The organism is Kocuria sp. CPCC 205231 (assembly GCF_040980965.1).
Classification (GTDB): Bacteria; Actinomycetota; Actinomycetes; order Actinomycetales; family Micrococcaceae; genus Kocuria; species Kocuria rosea.
In genome coordinates, this window is the sequence record NZ_JAVKPP010000005.1 from 92,908 (window position 1) to 119,536 (window position 26,629).

Below are 26,629 nucleotides of genomic sequence, written 5' to 3' on the forward strand. Positions count from 1 at the left end.
GCGGCCCGGCGATGTGCCAATCTTGAGGCATGGCTTCACTGATCGAGGACTACGCCCTGCTCTCGAACATGCGCACGGGTCCGCTCGTCTCCCGCACCGGGTCCATCGACTGGCTGTGTGCGCCCCGGTTCGACTCCCCCTCGGTCTTCGGCGCCCTGCTGGGGGAGCCCGACCACGGGCGGTGGCTGCTCGCCCCCGCGTGCACGGTCGCGGAGGGGGCCGACGGCGAGGTCCTCGACGAGGAGGACAGCGGCGCCCAGGTCGCCGAGCGGTTCTACGTGGAGAACACGTTCGTGCTGCAGACCGTGTGGGTCACCGACTCGGGGTCCGTGCGCGTGACCGACTTCCTCCCGCTGACCTCCCGCACGGACGTGGTCCGCCGCGTCGAGGGCCTCACCGGCGAGGTCGAGATGTACCACGAGCTGCGGGTGCGCTTCGGCTACGGCGCCGTGGTCCCCTGGGTCAGCCGCTTCGAGGGGGAGGAGGACCCCGGCGGCGGCGACCCCGCGCCCCCCATGCTCGTGGCCATGGCCGGCCCGGACGCCCTCGTCCTGCGCGGTGAGCCCCTCCCCGAGTCCACGGACGACGACGACGAGCGCCGCCACCGCGGGACCTTCACCGTCTCCGCCGGCCAGGCACGGGACTTCGTCCTCACGCACTTCCCGTCCCACCGCACGCCCCCGGCGCCGGTCGACGTCAACGAGCAGCTCACCCGGACCGTGGAGCTGTGGCAGGACTGGTCCGGGCTGTACTCCCCGCCGGCCGTCGGGGAGGACGAGCCCGTGCACATCGTCCCGGTCCGCGGCCACGCCGTGGCCCGGCGCTCGGACGTGGTCCGGCGCTCGCTGCTCGTGGTGCGGGCGCTGATGCACCAGGAGACGGGCGGGCTCGTGGCCGCCCCCACCACGTCCCTGCCGGACGTGGTGGGAGGGGAGCGCAACTGGGACCACCGCTTCGCCTGGCTGCGGGACGCCGCGATGGCCCTCGAGGTCATGCTCGACCACGACCACGACCGCGAGGCCGCCCAGCTGCGCAACTGGCTCCTGCGCGCCGTGGCGGGCGACCCGCACGACCTGCAGAACATCTACGGGGTCGCGGGGGAGCGCCGCGGGCGCGAGCACCAGCTCGACCTGCCCGGCTACGAGCGCTCCCGGCCGGTCCGCGAGGGCAACGGCGCCGCGGGCCAGCACCAGTCGGACGCCGTGGGGCACGTCATGGTGGTGTTCGAGAAGCTCCGCCGGCGCGGCGCCGTGGAGGACCACCTCTCCTGGCCCCTGCAGCAGGCGATGCTCCGCTCGGTCGTGGAGAACTACGAGGTCACGGACCAGGGCCTCTGGGAGATGCGCGGCGAACGGCAGTACTACACGCACTCGCGCGTGCTGATGTGGGCGGCGCTCCAGTGCGGCGTGGACGCCGTGCGCGTGCACGGCCTGCCCGGCGACGCGCAGCTGTGGGAGCAGCTGCGGGACGCCCTCGCGGAGGAGATCTGGACCAGCGGCTACGACCCCGAGGTCGGCTCCTTCGTGCAGTACTACGGGGCGAAGACCGTGGACGCCTCCCTGCTCCAGCTGCCGCAGGTGGGGTTCGTGGCCTACGACGACGAGCGGATGCTCGGCACCGTGCGGCGGATCGAGGAGGAGCTGCGGCACCCCAGCGGGCTCATCCACCGCTACCGCAACGTCCTGGGCCCGGTGGACCCCGATGACCCCGACGCGTACGCCGGGGTCATCGGGGTGGACGGCTTCCCCGGCCAGGACAACCCGCACCTCGGCGCGTCCCTGTGGCTCGCCGCCCAGTACGCGCGCTCGGGCCGCACGGACAGCGCCCGGAAGCTCGTGGACTCCGTGCTGTCCCGCGCCAACGACCTCGGGCTGCTCTCCACCGAGTGGTCGCCCGAGCAGCGGCGGATGACCGGCAACTTCCCGCAGACCTTCACCCACCTCGCCCTCGTCCAGGCCCTGGACGCCCTCGACGCCGCCCAGGGGCGCCGCGCCCCGGCGGCGCCGCACGAGAGCCCGGCCGAGACCCCGGCTGCGGCCGAGGCGGGCACGGGCGGGGTCTCCGCCGTTCCCGGAGGCGCCTCGTGAGCCACGCGGCTCCGGTCGACTGGCGGTCCTCGCCGGCGGTCCGGATCGGGCTGTCCGTGTCCGTGGCCACCGGGCTGTACGGCATCTCCTTCGGCGCCCTGTCCGTGGCGGCGGGACTGACCTTCTGGCAGACCGTCGCCCTGTCCGCGCTCATGTTCACGGGCGGCTCCCAGTTCGCCTTCATCGGCGTGGTCTCGGGCGGAGGGGCCGGGGCCTCGGCGCTGGGCGCCGCCACGCTGCTCGGGATCCGCAACGCCGTCTACGGGATGAGCATGAACGCCCTCGTCCGCCCGCGGGGCTGGCGCCGGCTCCTCGCCGCGCACGTGACCATCGACGAGTCCAACGCGGCCGCGTCCTCCCAGGTGCACCCCGTCGAGGAGCGGCGGGGCTTCTGGACCGCGGGCCTGGGCGTGTTCGCGCTCTGGAACCTGTTCACCGTGCTGGGCGCCCTGCTGGGCAACGCCCTCGGCGATCCCGCGCGGTGGGGCCTGGACGGCGCCGCGGTGGCCGCGTTCCTGGGCCTGCTGTGGCCGCGGCTGAGCGCCCGGGAGCCCGTGGCGGTCGCGGTGGTCTGCGGCCTCGTCACGGCCCTGACGATCCCGGTGCTGCCGGCGGGCCTGCCGATCCTCGTGGCCGCCGTGGTCGCCGCGTTCCTGGGCCGCTCCCGCGGTCCCGGGCCGGCCCCGTCCGGCGCGGCGTCCGGCCCCGGCGCCGAGGGGGCGGAGGCGTGAGCATGTGGTTCTGGGTGCTCGGGGCGTGCGCGCTCGCCTACGCCCTGAAGCTCGTCGGCTACCTCGTGCCGGACCGGGTGCTGGACGACCCGCGCGTCGGGCGCATGGCCGGCACCGTCACCGTGGGTCTGCTCGCCGCGCTCGTGGTCATGAACGCGTTCGGCTCCGGCCAGGAGCTGGTGCTGGACGCCCGGCTGGGCGCGCTGCTCGTGGCGGGAACGGCCCTGATGCTGCGGGCCCCGTTCCTGCTGGTGGTGGTGCTGGGGGCGGTCGCGGCGGCCGTGCTCCGGCTGCTCGGCGCGCCCTGACGCCTCGCGTCAGGCGACGCTCGGCAGGATGTTGTGGTTGAGCCGGAACAGGTTGCCCGGGTCGTAGCGGTTCTTCAGCTCGACGAGACGCCGGTGCGTCCGCTCCCCGTAGGCCTGCCGCGCGGCCTCGGGCGTGACGGGGCCGTGCTCGGCACCGAGGAAGTTCACGTAGAGGCCGGCGTCGGCGAACGGTTCCACGGCGGCGTGGGCCTTCCGGGCGAACGCCGTGAGGCGGGCGTCGTCGGCGGCGTCCGGCCAGTAGCCGTAGACGTTGAGCCAGTAGCGCGCGGACCGGTTGGGGAAGGCGGTGGCGCCGGCGGGCACGCGCCCGAAGAACCCTTCCATGTGGTGGATGTCGATGCCCGTGCCGAACCAGGTGATCTCCGAGGCGGCGCCGAGCAGGGCGTCGACCACCTCGTCGTCCAGACGGGAGAACGAGGCGTTCTTCCAGTAGCCGCGGGCCCCCTTCGGGAAGAGCTCGTCCATGGCCGTCTGCCACTCGGTCCACTGCACCGGGCCGACCTCCTCCTCGTCCGGCGGGGCGTCGGCCCGCAGCCGGTCGACCAGGCGCAGGCCCTCGGCGTGGTCGGGCGACATCCAGGCGAAGCCGATGATCAGCCAGGGCTCGTCGCCCATCCCGAAGCTGGGCGGCAGCCGGAGGATCGAGACGATGCCGTTCATCTCGTCCGGCAGGTCGTCGGTCCAGCGGGCGAAGGCCTGCAGGGCCGCGCGCCAGTGCTCGTGCCGGTAGAACAGGTTCCCGCCCAGGACGGAGGCGGGCAGCTCCCTGGCCTGGAACGTGAAGGAGGTCACGACGCCGAAGTTCCCCCCGCCGCCGCGGATCCCCCAGAACAGGTCAGGGTTGTGCTCCGCGTTGGCGTGCAGGTGCTCCCGGGTCCCGGTGATCACCTCGGCGTCCACGAGGTTGTCGAGGCTCAGGCCGTTGCTGCGCGTCAGCCAGCCGACGCCCCCGCCCACGGTCAGGCCCGCGACCCCGGTGGCGCTCACCACGCCGAGGGGTACCGCGAGACCGTGGGGGACGGTCGCGCGGTCGACGTCGGCCAGGGTGGCGCCCGGCTCCACGGTCACGCGCCGGGTCCCCGGGTCCACCTCGACCCGCCGCAGCGCGCCGAGGTCCAGGACGAGCCCGCCCTCCACCGTGCCGTGGCCGGCCCCGTTGTGCCCGCCGCCGCGGACCGCCAGCGGCAGGTCCGTGTGCTGCGCGGCGGCCAGCACCGGGTCGATGTCGGACACCGCGCCGGCCTGCACGACCGCGCGGGGCCGCACGTCGACCATGCCGTTCCAGACCCGTCTCGCCTCGTCGTAGAGCGGGTCGTCGGGCTCGACCAGCGTCCCGGTGAGATGGGTGCGCAGCCTCTCGAGCTCTCGGGCGATCTCCTGGTCGTGCTCCCCGCGGTCCACGGCATTCATGGGGCTGGCTTCCTGTGGGCGGGGGCGCGCGCCCCCGGGCTGGTGCTCGTGCTCGACGGCGGTGCGCGGACCGTCGTCGGCGATGCCGGAAGGGTCACGGGCGGACTCGGAGCGGTCCGGGCGCTCGGCCCCGCCGGGGCTGGAGTTCCGGTGCGGGGGGATGCGGAACGGCGCGCAGTGGTGCTGTCTCCAGGGTAGGAGCGTCCCCTGCCCCGCACAACGGCCCCCGCACAACGGTCCGGGCACAACGGTCCGGGCGCACCTGGCCGGACACCGTTCGGCCGGGCGTGGGTCGGACGGGCGTGGGTCGGACGGGCGTCGGCCGGACGGGCGTGGGCCGGACGGGACGGCCCGTGGACGCGGGGAACGTCCGATCCGGTGCTCAGGCGAGCGGCAGCACCGGGGGAATGATCCCGTCCTCGATGGCCCGCTTGTAGAGCTCGAGCTTGGTGCGGGCCGGCCGCTCCACCGCGGCGTACTTGCGGCGGATCCGCTTGAGGTGCTCCTCCACCGTGGACTCGGCGATCTCCAGCAGCGCGGCCACCTCCTGCTCCTGGAGTCCGTCCACGTAGAGCGCGAGCACCTGGCGCTCCCGGGCGGAGAGCTTCGCGGGAGCTCTGCTGGGCAGCTCGGCCAGAGCCGACTGGAGCACGTCGCTCACGAAGTGGCCCAGCTGCCGGGAGAGCCGCATGGTGCGGAAGACGGTCCGGATGGGCTCCCACTTGCCCACGGCACCGGCCGCCCCGCAGGTGAAGGCGGACCGGACCCGGGCGAGGTCGTCCGGCGGCACCAGCACCACCACGGTGTGCTCCTGCGCGGTGAGGTCCGTGACGTTCTGCACGAGGTTGCGGCCGTCCAGGGTGTTCAGGCTCAGCAGGACCACCATCTCCTCGGCCGGGTTCTCGGCCAGGAACTCCGGGACGCTGCCCGCCACCGCGCTCACGCGCACGCCGTGCTCGGGGTGCTCGAGGGCCTCGCGCTGCATCGCGATGCGCGTCATGGGCTGGGGGCTGATCACGGCGGCGTTCAACATGGTGGGGCTCCTCGACGTCTCCCGCTGTGAGGTGGGCGGGATCTCCGCGGCCGGGGATCGCCGGTCCGCTCCGGCAGCGGGAGGGCCGTGTCCTGCGGCGGGACCGGCGCCGAACGCCCATATGTCCTTTGTGGAATACAGGGCGGTGTGGCGGGGGCCATCGGGGCAGGGGGTCCTCCGGGCGGTCGCCGCCGGCGGAGATGGTGCAGTGTGTTCCTCCACAGTGGCGGACCCGCCCGCGCGCGGGCAAGGCGATTCCGTGCGGACCTGCAACTTCGCACACCGCACGCCGCCCGACGGGCCGTGCCGGGGCCGGGGCCGGCGGAAGCGGTGCGGCTGGAAGAATGGGGGAGCCCGCACCGGTCGAGGAAAGGTCCGTACCGTCATGCACACCGACGTTCTTCCGGGATCGGGCGGGCAGGGACTCCGGCCGGGAGCGGCTCGCGAGCTCCGCGGAATCCTCGAGGAGCTCTCCCTGCGCGGCCTCGCCCCCCGGCTCCTCGATCCGGGGGCGGACCCGGTGCTCACGACCGCAGGGGAGGAGGGCTTCCGGGAGCACGGGCCCGCAGGCGGCGATCCCGCACCGCGGTCCGAGGCGGAGGCGCTCCTGCTGGCCGGTCTCGGGGCGGATGCTCCCGTGGGCGACACCGGGCTGCTCCTCTGGCTCGACCGGGCGAGGGCCGCTGCGGCGGCGGGCCGGCCGGTCGTCGTCACCGGCCTGGCCCTCGACCCCGATGCCGTCCCGGAGGAGATCGTGCGCCGGCTCCTCCCGCTCGCCTCCCTCGTGGGGCTGCGGGACGGGACGTCCCTGGCGGTGGCCCGCCGGCTGTGCCCCGAGCACCCCGGCCTGCGCGTCGGCTGGGAGGACGCGCTCCTCCTCCCGCGTCCCGCCGCCCCGGCCCGGCCGCTCGAGCAGGACGGGCCGACACGTCGCCCAGGAGAGTGGAGCTCCCCGGCCGGGCGGGCGCAGGAGGAGTGGGAGGGGCCGGCCGCGGAGTCGGCGGATCCGGACGGACGGGCCGAGCGGCAGGACGAGCTGGGCGGGTCGGCGGAGGAGCCGGGGGCGCCGGCGGGGCCGCCGCGGATCCTCGCCGCAGTGCGGCGGCCGGCCGGTCCCTTCCCGCCGGAGCGGCTCGCCCCCGTGCTCGCCGCCCTGCTGGACGCGCTGGTGCACCGGACGGGCGCAGCGGTCACGCTCCTGGCATGCGGCGGCGCCCCGGCCGACGAGGAGTTCGCGGCGGACGTGGCCGCGCTGCTTCCGGGCGACGTCCACCGGGTGCGCGCGGCTCCGGGAGAGGCCGGCACGGAGGCGCTCCGGGCGGACTGGGTCCTGACCACCTGCTCCCGCGGTGCGGCCCTCGGCCTCGCGGCACGGGCCGTCGTCCTCCCGGTGGGTCCGGACAAATATTCCATGGACGACATGAACGGCGTGCTGAGCCGCTGGGGGCTGGAAGGTGCCGTCGTTCCCCTGGCGGCGCTGCTCACCCCCGGCGACGTGGCGTGGGACACCCGTGCGGCCCTCCAGCAGTGGGCGGCGGAGGCCGTGGAGCACCGGGGGGCGGTGCGCGCCGCGCTGGCGGACGCCGAGCCGGCGGTCCGGGAAGCGGCGGCCCGGTGGTGGGACGACGTGGCCGGGGCGCTCCGCGGTCAGGAGCCCCGGCCCGCGGTAGGAACGGTGGCGGCGCCGCGCGGGGTCGGTGCCCCGGTGGTGCGTGCCCTCCGCCGCCGGTACACCGTTCCCACGGTGCCGCCCGAACGGCCCACCGTCGCGGTCCTGCTGCGGCACCACGGCGCCCCGGCGCGCCTGGGCCGGGCCGTCGACGACCTCCTGGCGCAGACGTTCACCGACTGGCGACTGGTCCTCGTGGACGACGGCGGGAACCCCGCCGAGGTGGACGCGGTCCTGGCGCCGCGCCGGGACGAGCTCGCGGGGCGCGCGACGGTCCTCCACCACCGCAGGGCCCTCGGTGCCGCGGCGGCCGCCAACCGTGGGCTGCGGGCAGGGGAGTCTGAACTCGTCGTCCTGCACGACGGCTCGGAGCCCTGGCCGCCCGAGCTCCTGCAGCGCGCCGTGGCGCACCTCGAGGATCCCCTCGTGACCGACGACGGGGTCGTGGTGCCGACTGAGAATCCGCCCGGGACCGGCCGAGACGTACCGGCCGGTCGGCCGGGACGGAATCTCGTGCCGACGGACCGGGAGGCCCTCACCCTCACCGACGTGCTGGACGGCGACCGCACCGCGGTCGACGCGCCGTTCCTGTACCGGCGCGCGGTGCACGGGGTGCTGGGCGACTACGACGAGACCATCGGCGCCGCGGAGCGCTGGGAGTTCGTGATCCGCTTCCTGGAGACGTTCACCGTGGGCCTGCTCCCCGCGCGCCCGACCGCCCGGCGGGACCGGACCGACGGGCGCGCCTTGGCGCGGGGCGAGGCGGCGGTGCGCGAGCGCCATCTCAGGCAGTGGAGCGCGGAGCACGGGATCGGCCTGCCGCTCTACCTGCGGCGGGCCGCGGCGGAGGAGGCCGGCGCCCTGCACCGGAGGCTGGACGCCGCCGAGGAGCTCGCGCACGAGCTCCTGGAAGTGGTCCGCGCCCAGACCCGGCAGATCGAACGGCTCGAGCAGGTCGTGGCGGAGAAGGGCTTCCTCGCCTTCTGGCGGCGTGCGTGGCGGGCCCTGCGCGGAGGATGAGCGGCCCGCTCCGGCCCGCTCCGGCCCGCTCCGGCGCGGCCGGTCGGCAGGTTGCTTTCCAGTTCTCCCGTCCGTGTGACATGCTTCACCCTTGGGCGCGTCCGGGACGTGCGAATTCCGTCCCGGACGCGCCCTTCGCGCAGTGTCCGCACCAGATGAGGAGTCGGGGCATGGGATGGCTTGATCGGCAGCACTCGGTGGCACCACCGGGATTCAACCGCTGGCTCATACCGCCGGCCGCCCTCGCGGTGCACCTGTGCATCGGTCAGGCCTACGCCACCAGCGTGTACAAGAACGCGCTGGTGGCGCACTTCGACGCGAGCCTGACCCAGATCGGCATCATCTTCTCCATCGCCATCGTCATGCTGGGCCTGTCCGCCGCCGTCTTCGGCACGTGGGTGGACACCGGCGGGCCGCGCAGGGCCATGTTCACCGCGGCGCTGCTGTGGTCCGGCGGGTTCCTGGTCGGCGCGCTCGGCATCTTCACCGAGCAGCTCTGGCTCGTCTACCTGGGCTACGGCGTCATCGGCGGCATCGGCCTGGGCATCGGCTACATCTCGCCCGTCTCCACGCTGATCAAGTGGTTCCCCGACCGCCCCGGCCTCGCCACGGGCATGGCGATCATGGGCTTCGGCGGCGGCGCGCTGATCGCCAGCCCCCTCTCCGCGGCCCTGCTCAACTTCTACGACCCGAACTCCGGCACCGAGGGCTGGGTGGCGAGCGGGGAGGCCGTCGGCAAGCTGTTCCTGACCCTCGCGGTCGTCTACCTCGCCTACATGCTCTTCGGCGCGTTCACCATCAAGGTTCCCGCGGAGGACTGGAAGCCCGAGGGGTTCGAGCCCTCGAAGGTCGAGTCGAAGGCCCTCGTCACCAAGAACCACGTCTCGGCCCGCAACGCGATCCGCACCCGGCAGTTCTGGCTGGTGTGGATCGTGCTGTTCTGCAACGTGACCGCCGGCATCGGCATCCTCGAGCAGGCCGCCCCCATGATCCAGGACTTCTTCCGCCAGGCGGACGGCGCCTCCCTCGTGACGGCGGCCGTGGCCGGCGGCTTCGTGGGCCTGCTGTCCATCGGCAACATGGGCGGGCGCTTCGTGTGGTCCACCACCTCGGACGTGCTGGGCCGCAAGCGCATCTACATGGTCTACCTCGGTGTCGGGGCGGTCCTCTACACCGTGCTGGCGCTGTTCGGCTCGACCTCCACGCTGCTGTTCGTGCTGCTGGCCTTCGTCATCATCTCGTTCTACGGCGGCGGCTTCGCCACGGTGCCGGCCTATCTGCGGGACCTCTTCGGGACCTTCCAGGTGGGGGCCATCCACGGCCGCCTGCTCACGGCGTGGGCCGCCGCGGGCATCGCTGGACCCCTCATCGTCAACGCGTTCCTCGACGCCCAGGGCACCCCCGGGGAGCTCACAGCGCAGGCGTACCAGCCGGCGCTGCTGACCATGGTCGGCCTGCTGGTCGTCGGCTTCGTCGCCAACCTCCTGGTCAAGCCCGTGGACGCCAAGTACCACGAGCCCGAGCGCCGGACCGCGGCGTCCGGCGCCGAGGCCTCCGGGAAGGCCGGCACCGAGTCCTCGCGCACGTCCGACACCGAGCTCTCCCCGAAGGAGGCATGACATGAGCCGTGCACGACTGGCACTGGGCTGGGTCCTCGTCGGGGTCCCGCTCGCCTACGGAGTGACGATGACCCTCACGCGGGTGACCGCGCTGTTCGTCTGACCGGCTGAACGACCGGCTGAACGACCGGCTGACGGGCCGGGCGCGTCCTGACCGGGCCGCTGCTCGGGCGGCGGGTCACACCGGGCCGCGGTCGTCCCCGGGGGCGTCGTCGTCGGACTGCCCGGCGTGCCCGAGGAAACCGCGCAGCAGCGCGGCCGTGCCCTCCAGATGGGCGAGGGAGGCGGCCCGGGCGGCGGGGGCGTCGCCGGCCAGGACGGCGTCGGTGAGCTCGCGGTGCTGGCGGTCGGAGTGCTCGAGGTTGACCGGCAGGACGGGGATCCGGTCCAGCAGGTCGCTGGCCCGCGAGCGCACCTCCGCGACGGCGCGGACCAGGCTGGGACAGCCGCCCAGCTCGGCCACCGCGATGTGGAAGCGTGCGTCGGCGGGGCGGTAGTCCTCCGGGGCGCTCTCCTCGACCTGCCGCAGGCACGCGAGCAGGTGCTCCCGGGCGGCCGCACTGAGGGACGCCGCCGCGGCCAGCTCCGCCGCGGCGGGCTCGACCACGGCGCGGAACACGAGCACGTCCTCGACGTCCGCGGGGTCCACCGGGGGGAGGGCCTCGTCCGGCAGGGCGGTGCGACCGGTCACGAAGGTCCCGCCGTACCGGCCCCGGACCACCTCCAGGACCCCGGCGACCTGGAGCTCGTGCAGGGCCTCCCGGAGCGTGGCGCGCGAGATGCCGAGCATCGCCGCGGTCTCCCGCTCGGGCGGGAGCCGCTCGCCCCGGCGGAACAGGCCGAGCCGGATCGAGTCGAGGATCCGCTCCACGGCCTCCTCGAAGGCGTTGCCCTGGCGCACGGGCCGGATGCGGGGGTGCTGGACGGGATCGCTCACGGTGGCGCTCCTCCCTGCGGTGCGACGTGCGCCCATGGTGTCACGGTCCCCGGGGACCGCCTCCGGCGGGACCCCGCCCTCCGCGCCGGACGGGGCCACGAGCAGCAGCGGCGCGCCGCCCGGTCCGGACGGCGCGCCGCTGCCTCCGGCCGGGACGGCTGGCCGAGGTCCTAGTGGGTGAGGTCGATGGCGACCACGCCCACCGCGATGATCAGGGCGGCGGAGACGAGGAAGCCCGCCGTGATGGCGATGAGGGCCCAGGAGCGGGCGCGGCCGGGGCGGTCAGCGGCTGAGGACGTGGTCTGGTTCATGCCCACCATTCTGCGGCATCCGGGGGGCCGGCTCCACCGCGACGCGGTCCGTGCCCGGCCCGGCGGCCGCCCGGCCGTGCGCCGCGGGGTCTTGACGGGGCACGGGGCAGCCCACAGACTGTGACCACTCGCGCCAAACGTCTGTTTTCAGACCTTTGTGGAATCCCGGAGGGATCGTCCCATGCCCGAATCCCCAGCACAGCCCACCCGCACCGACGAGTACTTCCAGCACCGCCAGCTCCGCTCCGGCGCCGCCGGGTGGGTCCTGCTCGCGGGCCTGGGCATCGCCTACGTCATCTCCGGGGACTTCTCCGGCTGGAACATCGGGCTCTCCGAGGGCGGGTGGGGCGGGCTGCTCATCGCCTTCGTGCTCATGGGCCTCATGTACACCTGCATGGTCTTCGGCCTCGCCGAGCTCTCCTCGACCCTCCCCACGGCCGGCGCCGGGTACGGGTTCGCCCGCCGGGCCCTCGGCCCCCTCGGCGGCTTCGCCACCGGGATGGCCGTGCTCATCGAGTACGCCGTGGCCCCGGCGGCGATCGCCACGTTCATCGGCGGCTACATCGAGGCGCTGGGCCTGTTCGGGATCACCAACTCCTGGCCCGTGTACCTGGTGACCTACCTGGTGTTCATGGGCATCCACATGTACGGGGTGGGCGAGGCGCTGAAGCTGATGTTCGGGATCACCGTGGTCGCGGTCCTCGCGCTGGGAGTGACCGTCGTCGCGCTCGTGCCGCACTTCGACGCCGCCAACCTCTTCGACATCGTCCCGAACGACGCCGTGGGGGCGAGCTCGTTCCTGCCCATGGGCTACGCGGGGGCGATGGCCGCCCTGGTCTACGGGATCTGGTTCTTCCTGGCGATCGAGGGCGTGCCGCTGGCCGCCGAGGAGACCGCCGACCCCCGCCGGGACATGCCGCGCGGGATCATCGTGGCCATGGCCTTCCTGCTGGTCTCCGGCGCGCTCATGCTGATCCTGGTGCCCGGGGCGGCCGGGTCGGAGGCGATGAGCACCTCGGACAACCCGCTGCCGGAGGCCATCCGCACGGTCGCCGGGGCGGACAGCGTCATGGCGGACATCGTCAACTACGCGGGCCTGGCCGGGCTGGTCGCGAGCTTCTTCTCCATCATGTTCGCGTACTCCCGGCAGCTGTTCGCGCTCTCCCGGGCGGGGTACCTGCCCCGGTTCCTCTCGCTGACCGGCAAGCGCCGGACCCCGTGGGTCGCCCTCATCGTGCCCGGCACCGTGGGCTTCGTGCTCGCGGCCGTGACGGGCGACGGCGGACTGCTCATCAACATCGCGGTCTTCGGCGCCACCGTCTCCTACGTGCTGCTGAACCTCTCCCACATCGTGCTGCGGCTGCGCGAGCCGGACCTCCCGCGCGGCTACCGCACCCCGGGCGGCGTGGTCACCACCGGCATCGCCCTGGTCCTGGCGCTCGTGGCCGTGGTCGCCACGTTCCTGGTCGACGTGCTCGCCGCGTCCATCACGGCCCTCGTGTTCGTCGTCTTCCTCGCCTACTACTGGTTCTACAGCCGCCACCGCCTCGTGGGCCACGCCCCCGAGGAGGAGTTCGCGCAGATCCGCACCGCCGAGGCGGACCTGCACTGACCCCGTTCCGCCCGACTCCCCGCCCAGCGACCCCAGCACCCCAGCGATCCCAGCGACGAAGGACCGGACCCATGACCGAGACTCCCCAGCACCCGCGCAACGACCGGATGCTCACCGTCGAGCAGCTGCGGCAGCACGTGGCCGACGGGCTCGTGGACACCGTGGTCCTGGCCTTCACCGACATGCAGGGCCGGCTCCAGGGCAAGCTCAACCACGCGCAGTTCTTCCTCGACTCGGTGCTCGACGAGGGCGCCGAGGGCTGCAACTACCTGCTGGCCGTGGACACCGAGATGAACACGGTGGGCGGGTACTCGATCAGCAGCTGGTCCTCGGGCTACGGGGACATGGAGTTCGCCATGGACCTCGACACGATCCGGCTGATGCCGCACAACCCCGGCCAGGTCCTCATCCAGTGCGACCTCACCGGCCACGGCGGACAGCCCATCCCGATGTCCCCGCGGTCCATGCTGCGCCGCCAGCTCGACCGCGCCCGGGACATGGGCTTCACCATGGTCACCGGCACCGAGCTGGAGTTCTGCGTCTACAACACGAGCTACGAGGACGCCTGGGACGCCGGCTACCGGAACCTGGTCCCGGCCAACCAGTACAACGTGGACTACTCCGTGCTGGGCTCCCAGCGGGTCGAGCCGCTGCTGCGGGAGATCCGCAACGCCATGTACGCGGCCGGGCTGACCGTGGAGTCCGCGAAGGGCGAGTGCAACCTGGGCCAGCACGAGATCGCGTTCCGCTACGACGAGGGCATGGTCACCGCGGACAACCACGTGGTCTACAAGCTGGCCTCGAAGCAGATCGCCCACCAGCAGGGGAAGTCCATCACCTTCATGGCCAAGCCCAACGAGCGCGAGGGCAGCTCCTGCCACATCCACATGTCCCTGCGCGGGCCGGACGGCGAACTGGTCTTCTGGGACCGCGAGCGGAACGCCCGGTCCCGCACCTACGAGCACTTCATCGCCGGGGTGCTGCGGACCATGCGCGAGTTCACGCTGTTCTACGCCCCCACCATCAACTCGTACAAGCGCTTCGTCGAGGGCAGCTTCGCCCCCACCTCGGTGGCCTGGGGCGTGGACAACCGGTCCTGCGCCGTGCGCCTCGTGGGCAGCGGGCAGTCCGCCCGGATGGAGAACCGGCTCCCCGGCGGGGACGTGAACCCGTACCTGGCGCTGGCCGCGATGCTCGCCTCTGGGCTGCACGGCGTGGAGCAGGAGCTCGAGCTGGAGCCGATGACCGAGGGCAACGCCTACGAGTCCGACGCTCCCGTGGTGCCCTCGACCATGCGCGAGGCCAGGGACCTGCTGGCCGGCTCGGAGCTCGCGCGGGAGCTGTTCGGCGAAGACGTCGTCGAGCACTACGTGCACTACGCCGACGTGGAGCTGGCGGCCTTCGAGGCCGCCGTCACCGACTGGGAGCTGCGCCGTGGCTTCGAGCGCCTCTGAGCCGGGCGGCGCCGGGTACCGGCCGCGGATCGCCCTGACCACCTACTACCAGGAGGGCTCCTGGGGGGTCTGGAGCTCCGTGGCGGCGATCGTCCCGGGCGCCTATGTGGAGGCCGTCGCGGCGGCCGGGGGCACGCCCCTGCTGCTGCCCCCGGTGGGCACGGACCCGGGGGTGCTCGAGCTCGTGGACGGGCTGGTCGTCATCGGCGGCGTGGACGTGGACCCGCGGTTCTACGGCGCCGACCGGCACGAGCTGACCTCGTCCCAGCCCTCCCGCGACGAGCACGACCTCGCCCTGACCCGGGCGGCCCTGGAGCGCGGGGTGCCCCTGTTCGCGATCTGCCGCGGCGCCCAGATCCTCAACGTGGCGCTCGGCGGCACGCTGATCCAGCACCTGCCGGACGTCAACGCGAACGCCGCGCGCTACCAGCCCGGACCGGGCCGGTACGGCGAGGTCGAGTTCGCCACCGAGCCGGGCAGCCGCTGCCGCGAGCTGCTGGGCGAGACGGCGTGGTCCCCGTGCTACCACCACCAGGCCCTGGAGACGGTGGCCGAGGGCCTGGTGGTGACCGCCCGCGCCGAGGACGGGACGGTCGAGGCCGTGGAGACCACCGAGGGCGGCTGGACGCTCGGCGTCCAGTTCCACCCCGAGGAGAACCGGAAGGACTCCCGGCTCTTCGAGGGGTTCGTCCGCGTGGCCCACGGCTACGCGCAGGACCGCGCCCGGCAGTACAGCGCCCGGCACGACAGCCCCGGGGGGACCGGCCGGGCAGAGCACGCTCCACAGCGAGAGGACACCCGCATCCCATGACCACCACGCAGATCATCGACCCCGCCACGGAGGAGGTCGTCGGCACCGTCGAGCTGACCTCCCTGGAGCAGACGGACGCGGCGATCGAACGGGTCCGGCGGGCCTTCGAGACCTGGCGGACCGTCGCCCCCGCCGACCGCGCCCGGCTGCTGCGCCGCTTCGCCGACGCGGTGGACGCCGACCTCGAGCACCTCGCGGCCCTGGAGGTCCGCAACGCGGGGCACACCATCGGCAACGCCCGCTGGGAGGCGGGCAACGTCCGGGACGTGCTGACCTACTACTCCGGGGCGCCCGAGCGGCTCTCGGGGCGGCAGATCCCCGTCCAGGGCGGGGTCAACCTCACCTTCCACGAGCCCCTGGGCGTGGTGGGCGTGATCGTGCCCTGGAACTTCCCCATGCCGATCGCCGCGTGGGGCTTCGCCCCGGCGCTCGCCGCCGGCAACACGGTGGTGCTCAAGCCGGCCGAGCTCACCCCGCTGACCGCGATCCGGCTCGGGGAGCTGGCGCTGGAGGCGGGTCTGCCCGAGGGCGTGCTCACCGTACTGCCGGGCAGGGGCTCGGTGGTGGGGGAGCGCTTCGTGACCCACCCCGCCGTCCGCAAGGTCGTGTTCACCGGCTCCACCGAGGTGGGCCGGCGGATCATGGCCGGCTGCGCGGAGCAGGTCAAGCGCCTGACCCTCGAGCTGGGCGGGAAGAACTCCAACATCGTCTTCGCGGACGCCGACCTGGAGCAGGCCGCCGCGTCCGCCCCCGCCGGCGCCCTCGACAACGCGGGCCAGGACTGCTGCGCCCGCTCCCGCGTGCTGGTCCAGCGCTCCGTGCTGGAGAGGTTCCTGGAGCTGCTGGAGCCAGCCGTGCGGGACTTCGCCTGCGGGGACCCGTGGGACGAGGGCACGCGGATGGGCCCGCTGGTCTCCGCCGCGCACCGTGACTCCGTGGCCGGCTTCCTCGCCGACGACGACGCCCGGGTCGCCTTCCGCGGGACCGCCCCCGAGGGCCCCGGCTGGTGGTTCCCGCCGACCGTGCTCACCCCGTCCCCGGACTCCCGGGTGTTCCGGGAGGAGATCTTCGGCCCCGTGCTCGCCGTGGTGCCGTTCGAGGACGAGGCGGACGCCGTCCGGATCGCCAACGACACCGAGTACGGGCTCTCCGGGTCGATCTGGACCCGGGACGTCGGCCGCGCGCTGCGGGTGTCCCGCGCCGTCGAGGCCGGGAACCTCTCCGTCAACTCGCACGCCTCGGTGCGCTACTGGACGCCCTTCGGCGGCTTCAAGCAGTCCGGCTTCGGCCGGGAGCTCGGCCCGGACGCCCCGCAGGCGTTCACCGAGACCAAGAACGTGTTCCTGGCCACCGACTGACGCCGCCGTTCCACCACCCGTCCCGGGGGAACCCCCACCACCGAACCCCCACCACCGAACCCCCACCACCGAAGGAGGACCCATGGAGGTCAACGCCCGCCGTCTGGTCGGCCGCAGCGCCGTCATCACGGGAGGGGGCAGCGGCATCGGTCTCGCCGCGGCCCGCCGCCTCGCCGCCGAGGGCGCGCACGTCGTCGTCGCGGACCTGAACCCCGCGGCCGGGGAGGCGGCCGCCGAGGAGGTCGGGGGGCTGTTCGTGCGCACCGACGTGGCGGACGAGGCCGACGTGATCGCCCTCTACGCGGCGACCTACGAGGCCTACGGGTCGGTGGACGTCGCCTTCAACAACGCCGGGATCAACCCGACCGACGACGGCTCCATCCTGGACACCGGGATCGACGCGTGGCGCAGGGTGCAGGAGGTCAACCTCACCAGCGTCTTCCACTGCTGCAAGCACGCCATCCCGTACATGCGCGAGCAGGGGAGGGGCTCGATCATCAACACCGCGTCCTTCGTGGCCGTCATGGGCGCGGCCACCTCGCAGATCTCCTACAGCGCCTCGAAGGGCGGCGTGCTCTCGATGAGCCGGGAGCTGGGCGTGCAGTTCGCCCGGGAGGGGATCCGGGTCAACGCGCTGTGCCCGGGCCCGGTCAACACGCCGCTGCTGCAGGAGCTGTTCGCCGCGGACCCCGAGCAGGCCCAGCGCCGGCTCGTGCACGTGCCGGCCGGGCGGTTCGCGGAGCCGGAGGAGATCGCCGCGGCGGTCGCCTTCCTGGCCAGCGACGACGCCTCGTTCGTCAACGCCGCCACGTTCCTGGTGGACGGGGGGATCGCCGGGGCCTACGTCACCCCGGTGTGACCCAGTGGTCAGTCGGCGGGGGCGGCAGGGCGGTTCACGGGTTCCTCGCCGTAGAGGGCGGCGACCTCCTCGGAGCCGAGCCACCCGCTGAAGGTGGGCGACTGCGGCCAGCCCTCGGGGGAGTCCTGCCACTCCTCCTGGCGCCCCCAGGGCAGCAGGTCGATGAGCGGGAAGGTGTGGCTGACCTGCTCGACACCGCGGCCGCTGCTGTGCCAGGTGCGGTGGACGGTGTCCCCGTCCCGGAAGAACACGTTCAGGGCGAACTCTCCGCCCGGAGGAGCCCCGACGTCGGCGCCGAACGGGCTGCCGGCGGTGGAGTACCAGGTCATGCGGTTGCCGACGCGACGGCGGTAGGCGAGCGCCTCGTCGATCGGGCCCTGGGTGACGACCACGAACCGGGCGTCGTAGCGGTCGAGGAAGTCCAGGCGGGTGAACTGCGAGGTGAAGCTCGCGCACCCTCCGCACTGCCAGGTCTCGCCGGGGAACCACATGTGGTGGTAGGTGATGAGCTGCCGCCTCCCGGCGAAGACGTCGACGAGACGGACCGGCCCGTCCTCGCCCTCCAGCGTGTAGTCCGGCAGCTCCACCATGGGCAGTCGGCGGCGCCGCGCCGCGATCGCGTCCAGCTCCCGGGTGGCGGCCTTCTCCCGGACGCGCAGCGCGTCGAGCTCCCGCTGCCAGGTCTCCTGGTCGACGACACGGGGCCGTCCTGTGCTGGTCATGGCAGATCCTCCTCGGTCCGGCCTCAGGCCGGCTGGTGGGCGGCGCAGTCGACCCCGGACCCGAACGACCGCGCGTCGAGCATCTCGATCGCGCCGTCGAGAGTGACGTTCTCGGTGATGACCAGGGTCCGCATGCCGGGACTCCTCCGTCCGTGCCCAGAGGGTGCGCCGTCGTCCCGCGGCACCGTGGACCAGTAGAGTGTGTACACCGTACACATCGATGGAAAGAGAGGTCAAGGGTGCCGCGCACACGGGATTCCTACCACCACGGTGATCTCCGCAGAGCCCTGGTCGACGCCGGCCTCGCCGCGACGCGGGCCCGCGGTGCGGCGGCCCTGGGGCTGCGTGACGTCACCCGTCAGGCGGGCGTCTCGCCGAACGCCGCGTACCGGCACTTCGCCGACCGGCAGGCCCTCCTGGCGGCGGTCGCGCACGAGATCCAGGACCGGATGGCCGAGCGGATGCGGGCGCGGATGCCCGTGGCGGGGGACCTCGATCCGCAGGACCGGGCGCGGCTCCGGCTCCGCGGGGTGGGGCTCGGCTACATCGCCTTCGCCGTGGCCGAGCCGGGGTGGTTCGCGACGGCCTTCTTCGGACCGGGCGGCGGGCCGGGCGACGTGCTCCACGACCCCCACGACCGCCTGCCGCCGCCGTTCGCGCTGCTGGTGGAGGAGCTCGACGGCATGGTCGAGGCAGGCGCGCTCTCGCGCGAGCGGCGGGACGGCGCGGAGTGGGCCTGCTGGAGCGCCGTGCACGGCTTCGCGGAGCTCGTGGTCCACGGCCCCCTGCGCGGGCAGAGTCCCGAGCGGGTCGACCGGTGGGCGGAGCGGGTCGTGGACGACATCATCACCGGGATCGCCTGACGGCCGGGCCCGTGCCGCGGGACCTGCGCCGTTTCCCAGGAGCCCGGGCGGCGGCACCCCGCGGTCGCGCGAGCGGCGCCCGGTCAGCGGGCGGCGGCGACCAGGTCCTCCCGCAGCGCCGCCACGAACCCGTCCACGTCCTCCTCGGTGGTGTCCCACGAGCACATCAGGCGGACCTCGCCGACGGCCGGGTCCCACACGTAGAACGGCCAGCGCTCCTGCAGCCGGGCGGTGGTCCCGGCCGGGAGCACCGCGAAGACCGCATTGGCCTGGGGGGTCTGCGTCACCCGGGCGCCGGGGACCTCCGCGATCCCGGCCGCCAGCCGCCCGGCCATCGCATTGGCGCGGCGGGCCGCCTCGAGCCACAGGTCCCCCGTGTGCAGGGCCAGCAGCTGCGCGGACACGAAGCGCATCTTCGAGGCCAGCTGGGTCGAGAGCTTGCGCACGAACCGGGGCTGGCGCACGGCGTCCGGGGTGAGCACCACGACGGCCTCCGCGCCCATCAGACCGTTCTTGGTCCCGCCCCACGAGACCACGTCCACGCCCGCGTCGGTGGTCAGCGCCCGCAGCGGGACGTCCAGGGCCGCGGCGGCGTTGGCGAGGCGGGCGCCGTCCAGGTGGACCGTCAGGCCCAGGCCGTGCGCGTGCTCGCAGACCGCCTGCAGCTCCTCGGGCGTGTAGACCGTGCCGAGCTCGGTGGACTGGGTGACGGTGACGACGCGGGGCTGGGCGTGGTGCTCGAAGCCGAAGCCGTGCGCCTCCCGGTCGATCAGCTCCGGGGTGAGCTTCCCGTCCGGGGTGGGCACCGCCAGCATCTTCACGCCCGCGACCTTCTCGGGGGCGCCGCACTCGTCCACGTGCGCGTGGGCCGTGGCGGTGCAGATCGCGGCGTCCCAGCGGTCGGTCATCGCCGCGAGCGCCACGACGTTCGCCCCCGTGCCGTTGAACAGGGGATAGCACTCCGCCTGCTCGCCGAAGTGCCGGCGGACCACGTCCTGCAGCGCCTCGGTGTAGGGGTCCGCGCCGTAGGCCCCCACGTGCCCGCCGTTGGCGGTCGCCAGGGCCTGGAGCACCTCGGGGTGGACGCCCGCGTGGTTGTCGCTGGCGAAGCCCTTCCGGGCGGGGTCGTGCAGGCGGGACAGGACGGAGTCGGTCACGGGTGGCCCTTCCGGTGGATCGGCGGTGTGCCGGGCGGCACTCGCACTCTACTCGCGCCCCCGCCGGGGCAGTCCGGACCCGCACCGGGCCCGGGGCAGTCCGGTCCGGGCCCCGCCCGGGGCCGCCCGGCCCGGGCCGTCGGTAGGCTCGGGGCATGCGCATCGTCCGGGCCGCCGCGGCGGTGGTCGTCGGGGAGGACGGCCGGCTGCTGCTGGTCCGCCGGGGCCGGGAGCCCCAGCGCGGGCGCTGGAGCGTGCCGGGCGGGAAGCTGGAGCCGGGCGAGACCGTGGCCGAGGCCGCCGTCCGGGAGGCCTTCGAGGAGACCGGCGCCCGGGTCCGCGCGGAGCGCGAGCTGGGGGTGGTGCACGTCCCCGGGGGACCGGGCCTCGTGTACGAGGTGCACGACGTCGCCGCGACCTACCTCGGCGGTGTGCTGCGCCCCGGCGACGACGCCGACGCCGTGCGCTGGGTGGCCCCGGAGGAGCTGCCGGGGCTCGAGACCACCGACGGCCTGCTGGAGCACCTCGCACGGTTCGGGATCCGCCCGGCCTGAGACCCGCGGGCCCGGCCTCTCGTCCGGGCCCGGAGCGCGTGCTTGGATAGGGGCATGGCACAGACGCGGGGTTTCTACGTCGACACCGTGGAGCGCACCACCACGGCGGACCGGGACGCGGTCTGGGCGGTCGTCGAGGGCATCGGCGGCGAGCGCGGCTGGTACAGCACCGACCGCCTCTGGGCCGCCCGCGCCACGGCCAACCGGCTGAACCTCCCGCCCGGGCGGCTGCGCCACCGCGAGCACCCGGACCGCCTGGCGGCCGGGGAGCGCCTGGACTGGTGGACGGTCGAGGCCCTCGAGCCGCCGCGGCGGCTGCGGCTGCGGTCCGTCGTGCGGATGCCGGGGGACGCCTGGCTGGACATCTGCCTGGAACCGGGACCCGACGGCACTCTCGTCTACCGCCAGACTACGGTGTTCCGCCCCGCGGGCCCGGCCGGCCGGGCCTACTGGTACGCCATGCTCGCCCCGCACAAGGCCGTCCTGGGCCGGCTCGCCACGGACATCCTGCGGCAGGCGGGCGGTTAGGGCTCTTCCGCCCCGGCCGCTCCGGCCGTAGCGTGGACTCACCGGCCACCGTGACGCCCGGTGGACGCGGCCGGCGGCCGGGGGAGTGCCTCGGCACCGCTGCCGGGCGGAGCCTCCAGGAGAGTGCCGCCATGACCGCCGACGCCCCGTCCGTCCCCGACTCCCGCGCCCTGGCCGACGAGGCCGTCGCCCTGGTCCGCGAGTGGCTCGTGCGCGCCGCCGAGGGCCGCCGGCACCGCGACGGCGCCGCCGACCGGCTCGCCACCGTCCTCCAGGACCCGCACGGGCTCGAGTTCACCGTCGGCTTCGTGGACCGGGTGGTGCGCACCGAGGACGTGCGGGCCGCCGGGCGGGCCCTGCACGCGCTCGCCGAGATCGTGCCCCGCACCATGTCCGCGGCGGACCGCGCCCAGATCCGGCTCGGGGCCGCGCTCTCGGCCTCGGCGCCGCAGGTGGTCGTCCCCGCCGCCCGCACCCGGCTCCGCCAGCTCGTGGGCCACATGATCGTCGATGCCCGCCCCCGGCCGTTCGGGCAGGCCGTGAAGAAGCTGACGGCCCAGGGCCACCGGCTCAACATCAACCTGCTGGGCGAGGAGGTCCTCGGCGTGGAGGAGGCGGACAAGCACCTCGCCGACGCCGCGGCGCTGCTGGACCGGGACGACGTCGACTACGTGTCCGTCAAGGTCTCCTCCGTGGTCCCGCAGCTGTCCCACTGGGGCTTCGAGGGGACCGTGGCGAAGGTCGTCGAGCGGCTGCTGCCCGTCTACCGGGCCGCCGCCCAGGCCCCGGCCGGGAGCAAGTTCATCAACCTCGACATGGAGGTCTACTCCGACCTGCACCTGACCACCGAGGTGTTCACCCGTCTCCTGGAGCACCCGGAGCTGCGGGGTCTCGAGGCGGGGATCGTGGTCCAGGCCTACCTGCCGGACGCGCTCGCGGTGGTGCGGCGGCTCTCGGTGTGGTCCGCCGCGCGGGTCGAGGCCGGGGGCGCGGGGATCAAGGTGCGGCTCGTGAAGGGCGCGAACCTCCCCATGGAGCGCGTGGACGCCGAGCTCCACGGCTGGCCCCTGGCCACGTGGAGCAGCAAGCAGGAGACCGACACCAACTACAAGCGGGTCCTCGACTGGCTGTTCGTGCCCGGCCGGATGACGGGGCTGCGGCTGGGGGTGGCCGGGCACAACCTCTTCGACATCGCCTTCGCCCACCTGCTCGCCGAGCGCCGCGGCGTGACGGAGCGGATCGAGTTCGAGATGCTCCAGGGCATGGCGGTCGAGCAGGCGAGGGCCGTGAGCGCCGACGTCGGGCAGCTGCTGCTCTACGTGCCCGCCGTGCGCCCGGCCGAGTTCGACGTGGCCGTGTCCTACCTCGTGCGCCGGCTCGAGGAGAACGCCTCGCACGAGAACTTCATGTCCGGGATCTTCGAGCTGGCCCCGGACAACGAGGTCTTCGCACGGGAGGAGCAGCGCTTCCGGGCCGCCCTCGAGGCGCTGGACCCGCGGCAGGACACCGCCCCGGCCCCCGCCCGCGCCCAGGACCGCACCGCGCCCGACGCCGGGTCCGCGCACCTGCCGCTGGAGGAGCCCTTCCGCAACGAGCCGGACACCGACGTCTCGGTCCCCGCGAACCAGGCGTGGGCGGACGGGATCGCGGCCCGGATTCCGGACCGCTCCTGGTACGAGGCCCTGGCCGTGCCCGACCCCGTCGGCGCGCAGGACGTCGAGCGGCTCGTGCGCACGGGACGGGACGCCGCCGAGGGATGGCACGGCCGCGGCGCCCGCGAGCGGGCGGAGATCCTCAACCGGGCGGCCGACGTCCTGGCCGCCCGCCGCGGGCACCTGCTGGCGGTGGCCGGCGCGGAGGCGGGCAAGACCCTGGGCCAGTCGGACCCGGAGGTCTCGGAGGCGATCGACTTCTGCCGCTGGTACGCCCGCCGCGCCCTCGAGCTCGAGACCGTGGACGGCGCCCGGTTCGTCCCGGACCGGCTCGTGCTGGTCACCCCGCCGTGGAACTTCCCGCTGGCGATCCCCACCGGCTCCACGGTCGCGGCCCTGGCCGCCGGCGCCGCCGTGCTGCACAAGCCCGCCCCGGAGGCCCGGCGCTGCTCGGCCGCCGTGGTCGAGGCGCTGTGGGAGGCCGGCGTGCCGCGGGACGTGCTCCAGCTCGTCGACTCCGTGGAGGGGGAGGTGGGGCAGGCCCTCGTCTCCCACCCCGGGGTGGACCGCATCGTCCTCACCGGCGCCTACGAGACGGCCCGGCTCTTCCAGTCCTGGCGGGCGGGGCGGCCGATGACCGCGGAGACCTCGGGCAAGAACGCCCTGGTCATCACGCCCAGCGCGGACCGGGACCGGGCCGTGTGGGACCTCGTGACCAGCGCGTTCGGCCACGCCGGGCAGAAGTGCTCGGCGGCCTCCCTCGGGATCCTCGTGGGCAGCGTGGCGCGGTCCGAGCGGTTCCGCCGGCAGCTGCTGGACGCCGCGTCCTCGATGGTCGTGGACTGGCCGCAGAACCTGCAGGCCTCGGTGGGCCCGGTGATCGCCGAGCCCGGTGAGAAGCTGCACCGCGCCCTGACCCGCCTCGACCCGGGGGAGCAGTGGCTGCTCGAGCCGCGGCAGCTCGACGACACCGGGCGGCTGTGGCGGCCCGGGATCAGGACGGGGGTGGCCCCCGGCTCCTTCTTCCACCGCACCGAGTGCTTCGGCCCCGTCCTGGGGCTGATGGAGGCCGCGGACCTGCAGGAGGCGATCGAGCTGCAGAACGCGGTCGAGTACGGGCTGACCGCCGGGCTGCACTCCCTGGACCCCGACGAGGTCAGCACGTGGGTGGAGCTCGTCACGGCCGGCAACCTCTACGTCAACCGCGGCATCACCGGGGCGATCGTCCAGCGCCAGCCCTTCGGCGGCTGGAAGCGGTCCTCGGTGGGCCTGGGCGCCAAGGCCGGCGGACCGAACTACCTGGTCCAGCTCGGCTCGTGGCAGAAGGCTCCTTTCGCGGAGGCCCCCTCCGAGCAGGCCGGCACCGAGCTCTCCGCGTCCGTCGCCCACCACCTCGCGGAGCTCCGCCCCCTCGTGCCCGATTCGGACGCCGCCTGGCTGACGGCCTGCGCCGAGCAGGACCAGGCGTGGTGGGACGGGGAGTTCGGCCGCGCCCACGACCCCACCGGCCTGCAGTCCGAGGCCAACCTGTTCCGCTACCGCCCGCGCGACGTCGTCGTGCGCGCGGCCGAGGACGCCCCGCTCACGGACGTGATCCGGGTGGGGCTGGCCGCGGTGCGCTCCGGCGCCCGCGTGGTCCTCGTCCCCGCGGGGGAGGTCCCCGCGCAGGTGCAGGAGCTCTTCCGCTCGGTGCTGGACCCCTGCGGTGACGAGGCCTTCGCCCGCGTCGCCGCCGACTGGTCCGATCCGAGCGGGGCCGGACGGATCCGGGTGGTGGGCACCGCGCCGGGCCTGGCCGAGGCGCTCGCCGAGCGGCCCGAGGTCGCGCTGCTCACCGGGCCGGTGGTCGGCGCCTCCCGCGTGGAGATGCTCCCGCTGCTCGCGGAGCAGGCCGTGTCCGTGACGATGCACCGCTTCGGGAACCCCTCGACGGACGCCGAGACGGTGGTGCGCCGGCTGATCGCGTCCTCGCCGGGCCTGGGCACCCCGGCGCCACCGGTCGAAATGTAGGCGTCGCCCCTGGTGGGGACGAGGCGCCGGTGCGAGGCTGAGCCCATGCGCGCATCCCTGAGGTACCTCGCACTGGGTCTGGCCGGAGCGCTCGGCGTCTCCGGCACCGTTCTCGGCGGCTCTGCGGCCGTCGCGCACGACGACCGGCAGCACGGGGGCCGGGGCTCGCCCGTCACCGCCGAGCTGCCGAAGGTCCCCGTCATGACCGGCGGCGGCGGCGCGGTCTCCTCCGTGGACCCGCTCGCGAGCCAGGTCGGCATCGACGTGCTCGAGCGGGGCGGCAACGCCGCCGACGCCGCCGTGGCCGCGGCCGCGGCCCTGGGCGTCACCGAGCCGTACTCCGCGGGCATCGGCGGCGGCGGGTTCTTCGTGCACTACAGCGCGGAGACCGGCGAGGTCCGCACGGTCGACGGGCGCGAGACGGCCCCGGCCACGTTCACGGAGGACGAGTTCCTGGGCGAGGACGGCGAGCCCCTCGACTTCGCCACCGTGGTCAGCTCCGGGAAGTCCGTGGGCGTGCCCGGCACCCTGGCCACGTGGGAGACCGCGGCCGAGGAGTTCGGCACGATGGACCTCCACCGGCTGCTGCGGCCCGCGGAGCGGATCGCCGCCCGCGGCTTCGTGGTGGACGAGAACTTCCAGGAGCAGACCGCCCAGAACGCCGAGCGCTTCGGGAGGTTCCCCGAGACCGCGGAGCTGTTCCTGCGCGACGGCGAGGCGCCCGCGGTCGGCACCGTGTTCCGCAACCCCGACCTCGCCCGCACCTACCGCACCATTCGGCACGAGGGCACCGGCGCCTTCTACGACGGGTCGATCGGGGCGGCGGTCGTCGACGCGAGCCGGGAGCCCACCACCGCCGAGGGGGTGGAGGTGCTCCCCGGGGAGCTGACCCTCGAGGACCTGGGGTCCTACGAGGCCCTGCTCAAGGACCCTGTCTCCACCGAGTACCGCGGCCTGGAGGTCTACGGCATGGGCCTGCCCAGCTCCGGCGGCATCACGGTGGCCGAGACCCTGAACCTCCTGGAGGCCTACGACGAGCGCACCGGGACGGGTCTCGACGAAGTCTCCGGGACCCAGTACCTGCACCGCTTCTCGGAGGCCACGGCGACCGCCTTCGCCGACCGCAACCGGTGGATCGGGGACGTGGAGGGCGTGCCCGTCGAGGAGCTCATGAGCCAGGAGTTCGCCGACGAGCGCGCCTGCCTCTTCGACCCCGCCGCGGCCCAGGAGCGGCCGATCCCCTTCGGCGAGCCGGACGGGGACTACGCCGCCTGCGGGACGGCCGGGGCCCGTCAGCCCGAGCCCGTGGGCGGCGTCTCGACCACCCACCTCAACGTGGCCGACCGGTGGGGCGACGTGGTCTCCTACACCCTCACCATCGAGCAGACCGGCGGCTCCGGGATCACGGTCCCGGACCACGGGTTCCTGCTCAACAACGAGCTGACCGACTTCAACTTCGCGCCCGTCACCGAGGGCGTGCCGGACCCGAACCTGCCCGGCCCGGGCAAGCGGCCCCGCTCGTCGATGAGCCCCACGATCGTGCTCCGGGACGGGGAGCCGTGGATGTCGGTGGGCACCCCCGGCGGCGCCACGATCATCACCACGGTGGCGCAGATCCTCACCGGGCACATCGACCGGGACCTCGACCTCGTCGACGCCGTGGCCGCGCCCCGGCTGAGCTCCCGCAACGGGGCCGAGGAGGTGGACCTCGGCCTGGCCGAGTCCGAGGTCGGCCGTCAGCTGAGCGACCTGGGTCACGAGCTGGTCCCGCCCCCGCGCCGCTGGATCGGCAACGCCTCCGCCATCCGGTTCCTCGGCGACGGCCGCTTCGAGGCGGCGGCCGAGACCGAGCGCGGCTACGGCGGCTCCGCCATGGTGGTGCACCCCGAGCCGTGATGCCGCC

Annotated in this window: 21 protein-coding genes; 15 read left to right on the top strand and 6 right to left on the bottom strand. The window is 74.2% G+C overall.

Annotated elements, in window-relative coordinates:
- Nucleotides 1-29: 29 nt before the first annotated feature.
- From RF640_RS06555 to RF640_RS06565, 3 genes are read left to right on the top strand one after another with little or no spacing between them, the layout of a single operon-like run.
- Nucleotides 30-2,087, top strand: coding sequence for a glycoside hydrolase family 15 protein (locus tag RF640_RS06555; RefSeq protein ID WP_229586907.1), 2,058 nt, complete (start codon nucleotides 30-32; stop codon nucleotides 2,085-2,087).
- Nucleotides 2,084-2,818 (top strand): AzlC family ABC transporter permease, encoded by a 735-nt coding sequence (locus RF640_RS06560; RefSeq protein ID WP_109221832.1) that lies wholly within the window; start codon nucleotides 2,084-2,086, stop codon nucleotides 2,816-2,818. Before RF640_RS06555 ends, RF640_RS06560 begins: the two co-directional genes overlap by 4 nt.
- Complete coding sequence (locus RF640_RS06565; RefSeq protein WP_035925411.1) at nucleotides 2,815-3,126, top strand: AzlD domain-containing protein; 312 nt, start codon at nucleotides 2,815-2,817, stop codon at nucleotides 3,124-3,126. Before RF640_RS06560 ends, RF640_RS06565 begins: the two co-directional genes overlap by 4 nt.
- A 9-nt stretch (nucleotides 3,127-3,135) precedes the next feature.
- On the opposite strand, the gene RF640_RS06570 is transcribed toward RF640_RS06565, so the two are convergent.
- Both RF640_RS06570 and RF640_RS06575 read right to left on the bottom strand, forming a co-directional pair.
- Nucleotides 3,136-4,557 (bottom strand): FAD-binding oxidoreductase, encoded by a 1,422-nt coding sequence (locus tag RF640_RS06570; RefSeq protein WP_368827180.1) that lies wholly within the window; start codon nucleotides 4,555-4,557, stop codon nucleotides 3,136-3,138.
- 382 nt (nucleotides 4,558-4,939) lie between these two features.
- Nucleotides 4,940-5,590: a LuxR C-terminal-related transcriptional regulator gene (locus RF640_RS06575; protein WP_109269226.1), complete on the bottom strand. Its 651-nt coding sequence runs from the start codon at nucleotides 5,588-5,590 to the stop codon at nucleotides 4,940-4,942.
- A gap of 385 nt (nucleotides 5,591-5,975) precedes the next feature.
- On the opposite strand from RF640_RS06575, the gene RF640_RS06580 reads away from it, so the two are divergent.
- Together RF640_RS06580 and RF640_RS06585 are read left to right on the top strand one after the other, a co-directional pair.
- Nucleotides 5,976-8,279, top strand: a complete 2,304-nt coding sequence (locus RF640_RS06580) for a glycosyltransferase (protein ID WP_368827182.1) — start codon at nucleotides 5,976-5,978, stop codon at nucleotides 8,277-8,279.
- Between the two features lie 170 nt (nucleotides 8,280-8,449).
- Complete coding sequence (locus RF640_RS06585; protein ID WP_368827184.1) at nucleotides 8,450-9,898, top strand: OFA family MFS transporter; 1,449 nt, start codon at nucleotides 8,450-8,452, stop codon at nucleotides 9,896-9,898.
- Nucleotides 9,899-10,076: 178 nt separating this feature from the next.
- Here RF640_RS06585 and RF640_RS06590 read toward each other — a convergent pair whose 3' ends face one another.
- A complete protein-coding gene (locus RF640_RS06590) occupies nucleotides 10,077-10,835 on the bottom strand; it encodes a FadR/GntR family transcriptional regulator (RefSeq protein ID WP_017832965.1) in 759 nt (252 codons plus the stop codon).
- Nucleotides 10,836-11,005: 170 nt separating this feature from the next.
- The gene (locus RF640_RS06595; protein ID WP_186374918.1) at nucleotides 11,006-11,146 is read right to left on the bottom strand and encodes a hypothetical protein; all 141 of its coding nucleotides are present in this window, start codon (nucleotides 11,144-11,146) and stop codon (nucleotides 11,006-11,008) included.
- Nucleotides 11,147-11,327: 181 nt separating this feature from the next.
- Here RF640_RS06595 and eat point away from each other — a divergent pair, with 181 nt between their 5' ends.
- The 5 genes from eat to RF640_RS06620 all read left to right on the top strand — a co-directional run bounded on the left by eat (nucleotide 11,328) and on the right by RF640_RS06620 (nucleotide 17,240).
- Nucleotides 11,328-12,758: an ethanolamine permease gene (gene eat / locus RF640_RS06600; RefSeq protein WP_144836404.1), complete on the top strand. Its 1,431-nt coding sequence runs from the start codon at nucleotides 11,328-11,330 to the stop codon at nucleotides 12,756-12,758.
- Between the two features lie 71 nt (nucleotides 12,759-12,829).
- Nucleotides 12,830-14,212, top strand: a complete 1,383-nt coding sequence (locus RF640_RS06605; RefSeq protein ID WP_017832968.1) for a glutamine synthetase family protein — start codon at nucleotides 12,830-12,832, stop codon at nucleotides 14,210-14,212.
- A complete protein-coding gene (locus tag RF640_RS06610; protein WP_017832970.1) occupies nucleotides 14,193-15,023 on the top strand; it encodes a gamma-glutamyl-gamma-aminobutyrate hydrolase family protein in 831 nt (276 codons plus the stop codon). The genes RF640_RS06605 and RF640_RS06610 overlap by 20 nt, the downstream gene beginning before the upstream one ends.
- On the top strand, nucleotides 15,020-16,381 hold the full coding sequence (locus tag RF640_RS06615; protein WP_368827187.1) for an aldehyde dehydrogenase: 1,362 nt from the start codon (nucleotides 15,020-15,022) through the stop codon (nucleotides 16,379-16,381). Before RF640_RS06610 ends, RF640_RS06615 begins: the two co-directional genes overlap by 4 nt.
- An 82-nt stretch (nucleotides 16,382-16,463) precedes the next feature.
- Nucleotides 16,464-17,240, top strand: coding sequence for a 3-oxoacyl-ACP reductase (locus tag RF640_RS06620; protein ID WP_284563174.1), 777 nt, complete (start codon nucleotides 16,464-16,466; stop codon nucleotides 17,238-17,240).
- Between the two features lie 8 nt (nucleotides 17,241-17,248).
- Here the strand turns inward: RF640_RS06620 and RF640_RS06625 are convergent, their stop codons facing one another.
- The gene (locus RF640_RS06625; protein WP_368827189.1) at nucleotides 17,249-17,962 is read right to left on the bottom strand and encodes a DUF899 domain-containing protein; all 714 of its coding nucleotides are present in this window, start codon (nucleotides 17,960-17,962) and stop codon (nucleotides 17,249-17,251) included.
- A 239-nt stretch (nucleotides 17,963-18,201) separates the two neighbouring features.
- Between RF640_RS06625 and RF640_RS06630 the strand changes: the two genes are divergently transcribed.
- A complete protein-coding gene (locus tag RF640_RS06630; RefSeq protein WP_368827191.1) occupies nucleotides 18,202-18,825 on the top strand; it encodes a TetR/AcrR family transcriptional regulator in 624 nt (207 codons plus the stop codon).
- Between the two features lie 83 nt (nucleotides 18,826-18,908).
- On the opposite strand, the gene RF640_RS06635 is transcribed toward RF640_RS06630, so the two are convergent.
- Entirely contained in the window at nucleotides 18,909-19,982 is a 1,074-nt protein-coding gene (locus RF640_RS06635; protein ID WP_017832976.1) for a low specificity L-threonine aldolase, read from the bottom strand.
- Between the two features lie 155 nt (nucleotides 19,983-20,137).
- Between RF640_RS06635 and RF640_RS06640 the strand changes: the two genes are divergently transcribed.
- The 4 genes from RF640_RS06640 to ggt all read left to right on the top strand — a co-directional run bounded on the left by RF640_RS06640 (nucleotide 20,138) and on the right by ggt (nucleotide 26,622).
- Nucleotides 20,138-20,536: an NUDIX hydrolase gene (locus RF640_RS06640; protein ID WP_251356289.1), complete on the top strand. Its 399-nt coding sequence runs from the start codon at nucleotides 20,138-20,140 to the stop codon at nucleotides 20,534-20,536.
- Between the two features lie 54 nt (nucleotides 20,537-20,590).
- Nucleotides 20,591-21,064, top strand: coding sequence for a DUF2867 domain-containing protein (locus tag RF640_RS06645; protein WP_035925446.1), 474 nt, complete (start codon nucleotides 20,591-20,593; stop codon nucleotides 21,062-21,064).
- A 131-nt stretch (nucleotides 21,065-21,195) separates the two neighbouring features.
- On the top strand, nucleotides 21,196-24,726 hold the full coding sequence (locus RF640_RS06650; protein WP_368827194.1) for a proline dehydrogenase family protein: 3,531 nt from the start codon (nucleotides 21,196-21,198) through the stop codon (nucleotides 24,724-24,726).
- Nucleotides 24,727-24,771: 45 nt separating this feature from the next.
- A complete protein-coding gene (gene ggt, locus RF640_RS06655; RefSeq protein ID WP_368827196.1) occupies nucleotides 24,772-26,622 on the top strand; it encodes a gamma-glutamyltransferase in 1,851 nt (616 codons plus the stop codon).
- Nucleotides 26,623-26,629: the final 7 nt, after the last annotated feature.

Excerpts from the sequence above, each read along its gene's own strand:
- RF640_RS06555 (WP_229586907.1), top strand. The coding sequence starts at position 30 with ATGGCTTCACTGATCGAGGACTACGCCCTGCTCTCGAACATGCGCACG.
- RF640_RS06570 (WP_368827180.1), bottom strand. The coding sequence starts at position 4,557 with ATGAATGCCGTGGACCGCGGGGAGCACGACCAGGAGATCGCCCGAGAG.
- RF640_RS06575 (WP_109269226.1), bottom strand. The coding sequence starts at position 5,590 with ATGTTGAACGCCGCCGTGATCAGCCCCCAGCCCATGACGCGCATCGCG.
- RF640_RS06580 (WP_368827182.1), top strand. The coding sequence starts at position 5,976 with ATGCACACCGACGTTCTTCCGGGATCGGGCGGGCAGGGACTCCGGCCG.
- RF640_RS06585 (WP_368827184.1), top strand. The coding sequence starts at position 8,450 with ATGGGATGGCTTGATCGGCAGCACTCGGTGGCACCACCGGGATTCAAC.
- RF640_RS06595 (WP_186374918.1), bottom strand. The coding sequence starts at position 11,146 with ATGAACCAGACCACGTCCTCAGCCGCTGACCGCCCCGGCCGCGCCCGC.
- eat (WP_144836404.1), top strand. The coding sequence starts at position 11,328 with ATGCCCGAATCCCCAGCACAGCCCACCCGCACCGACGAGTACTTCCAG.
- RF640_RS06605 (WP_017832968.1), top strand. The coding sequence starts at position 12,830 with ATGACCGAGACTCCCCAGCACCCGCGCAACGACCGGATGCTCACCGTC.
- RF640_RS06615 (WP_368827187.1), top strand. The coding sequence starts at position 15,020 with ATGACCACCACGCAGATCATCGACCCCGCCACGGAGGAGGTCGTCGGC.
- RF640_RS06620 (WP_284563174.1), top strand. The coding sequence starts at position 16,464 with ATGGAGGTCAACGCCCGCCGTCTGGTCGGCCGCAGCGCCGTCATCACG.
- RF640_RS06625 (WP_368827189.1), bottom strand. The coding sequence starts at position 17,962 with ATGACCAGCACAGGACGGCCCCGTGTCGTCGACCAGGAGACCTGGCAG.
- RF640_RS06640 (WP_251356289.1), top strand. The coding sequence starts at position 20,138 with ATGCGCATCGTCCGGGCCGCCGCGGCGGTGGTCGTCGGGGAGGACGGC.
- RF640_RS06645 (WP_035925446.1), top strand. The coding sequence starts at position 20,591 with ATGGCACAGACGCGGGGTTTCTACGTCGACACCGTGGAGCGCACCACC.
- RF640_RS06650 (WP_368827194.1), top strand. The coding sequence starts at position 21,196 with ATGACCGCCGACGCCCCGTCCGTCCCCGACTCCCGCGCCCTGGCCGAC.
- ggt (WP_368827196.1), top strand. The coding sequence starts at position 24,772 with ATGCGCGCATCCCTGAGGTACCTCGCACTGGGTCTGGCCGGAGCGCTC.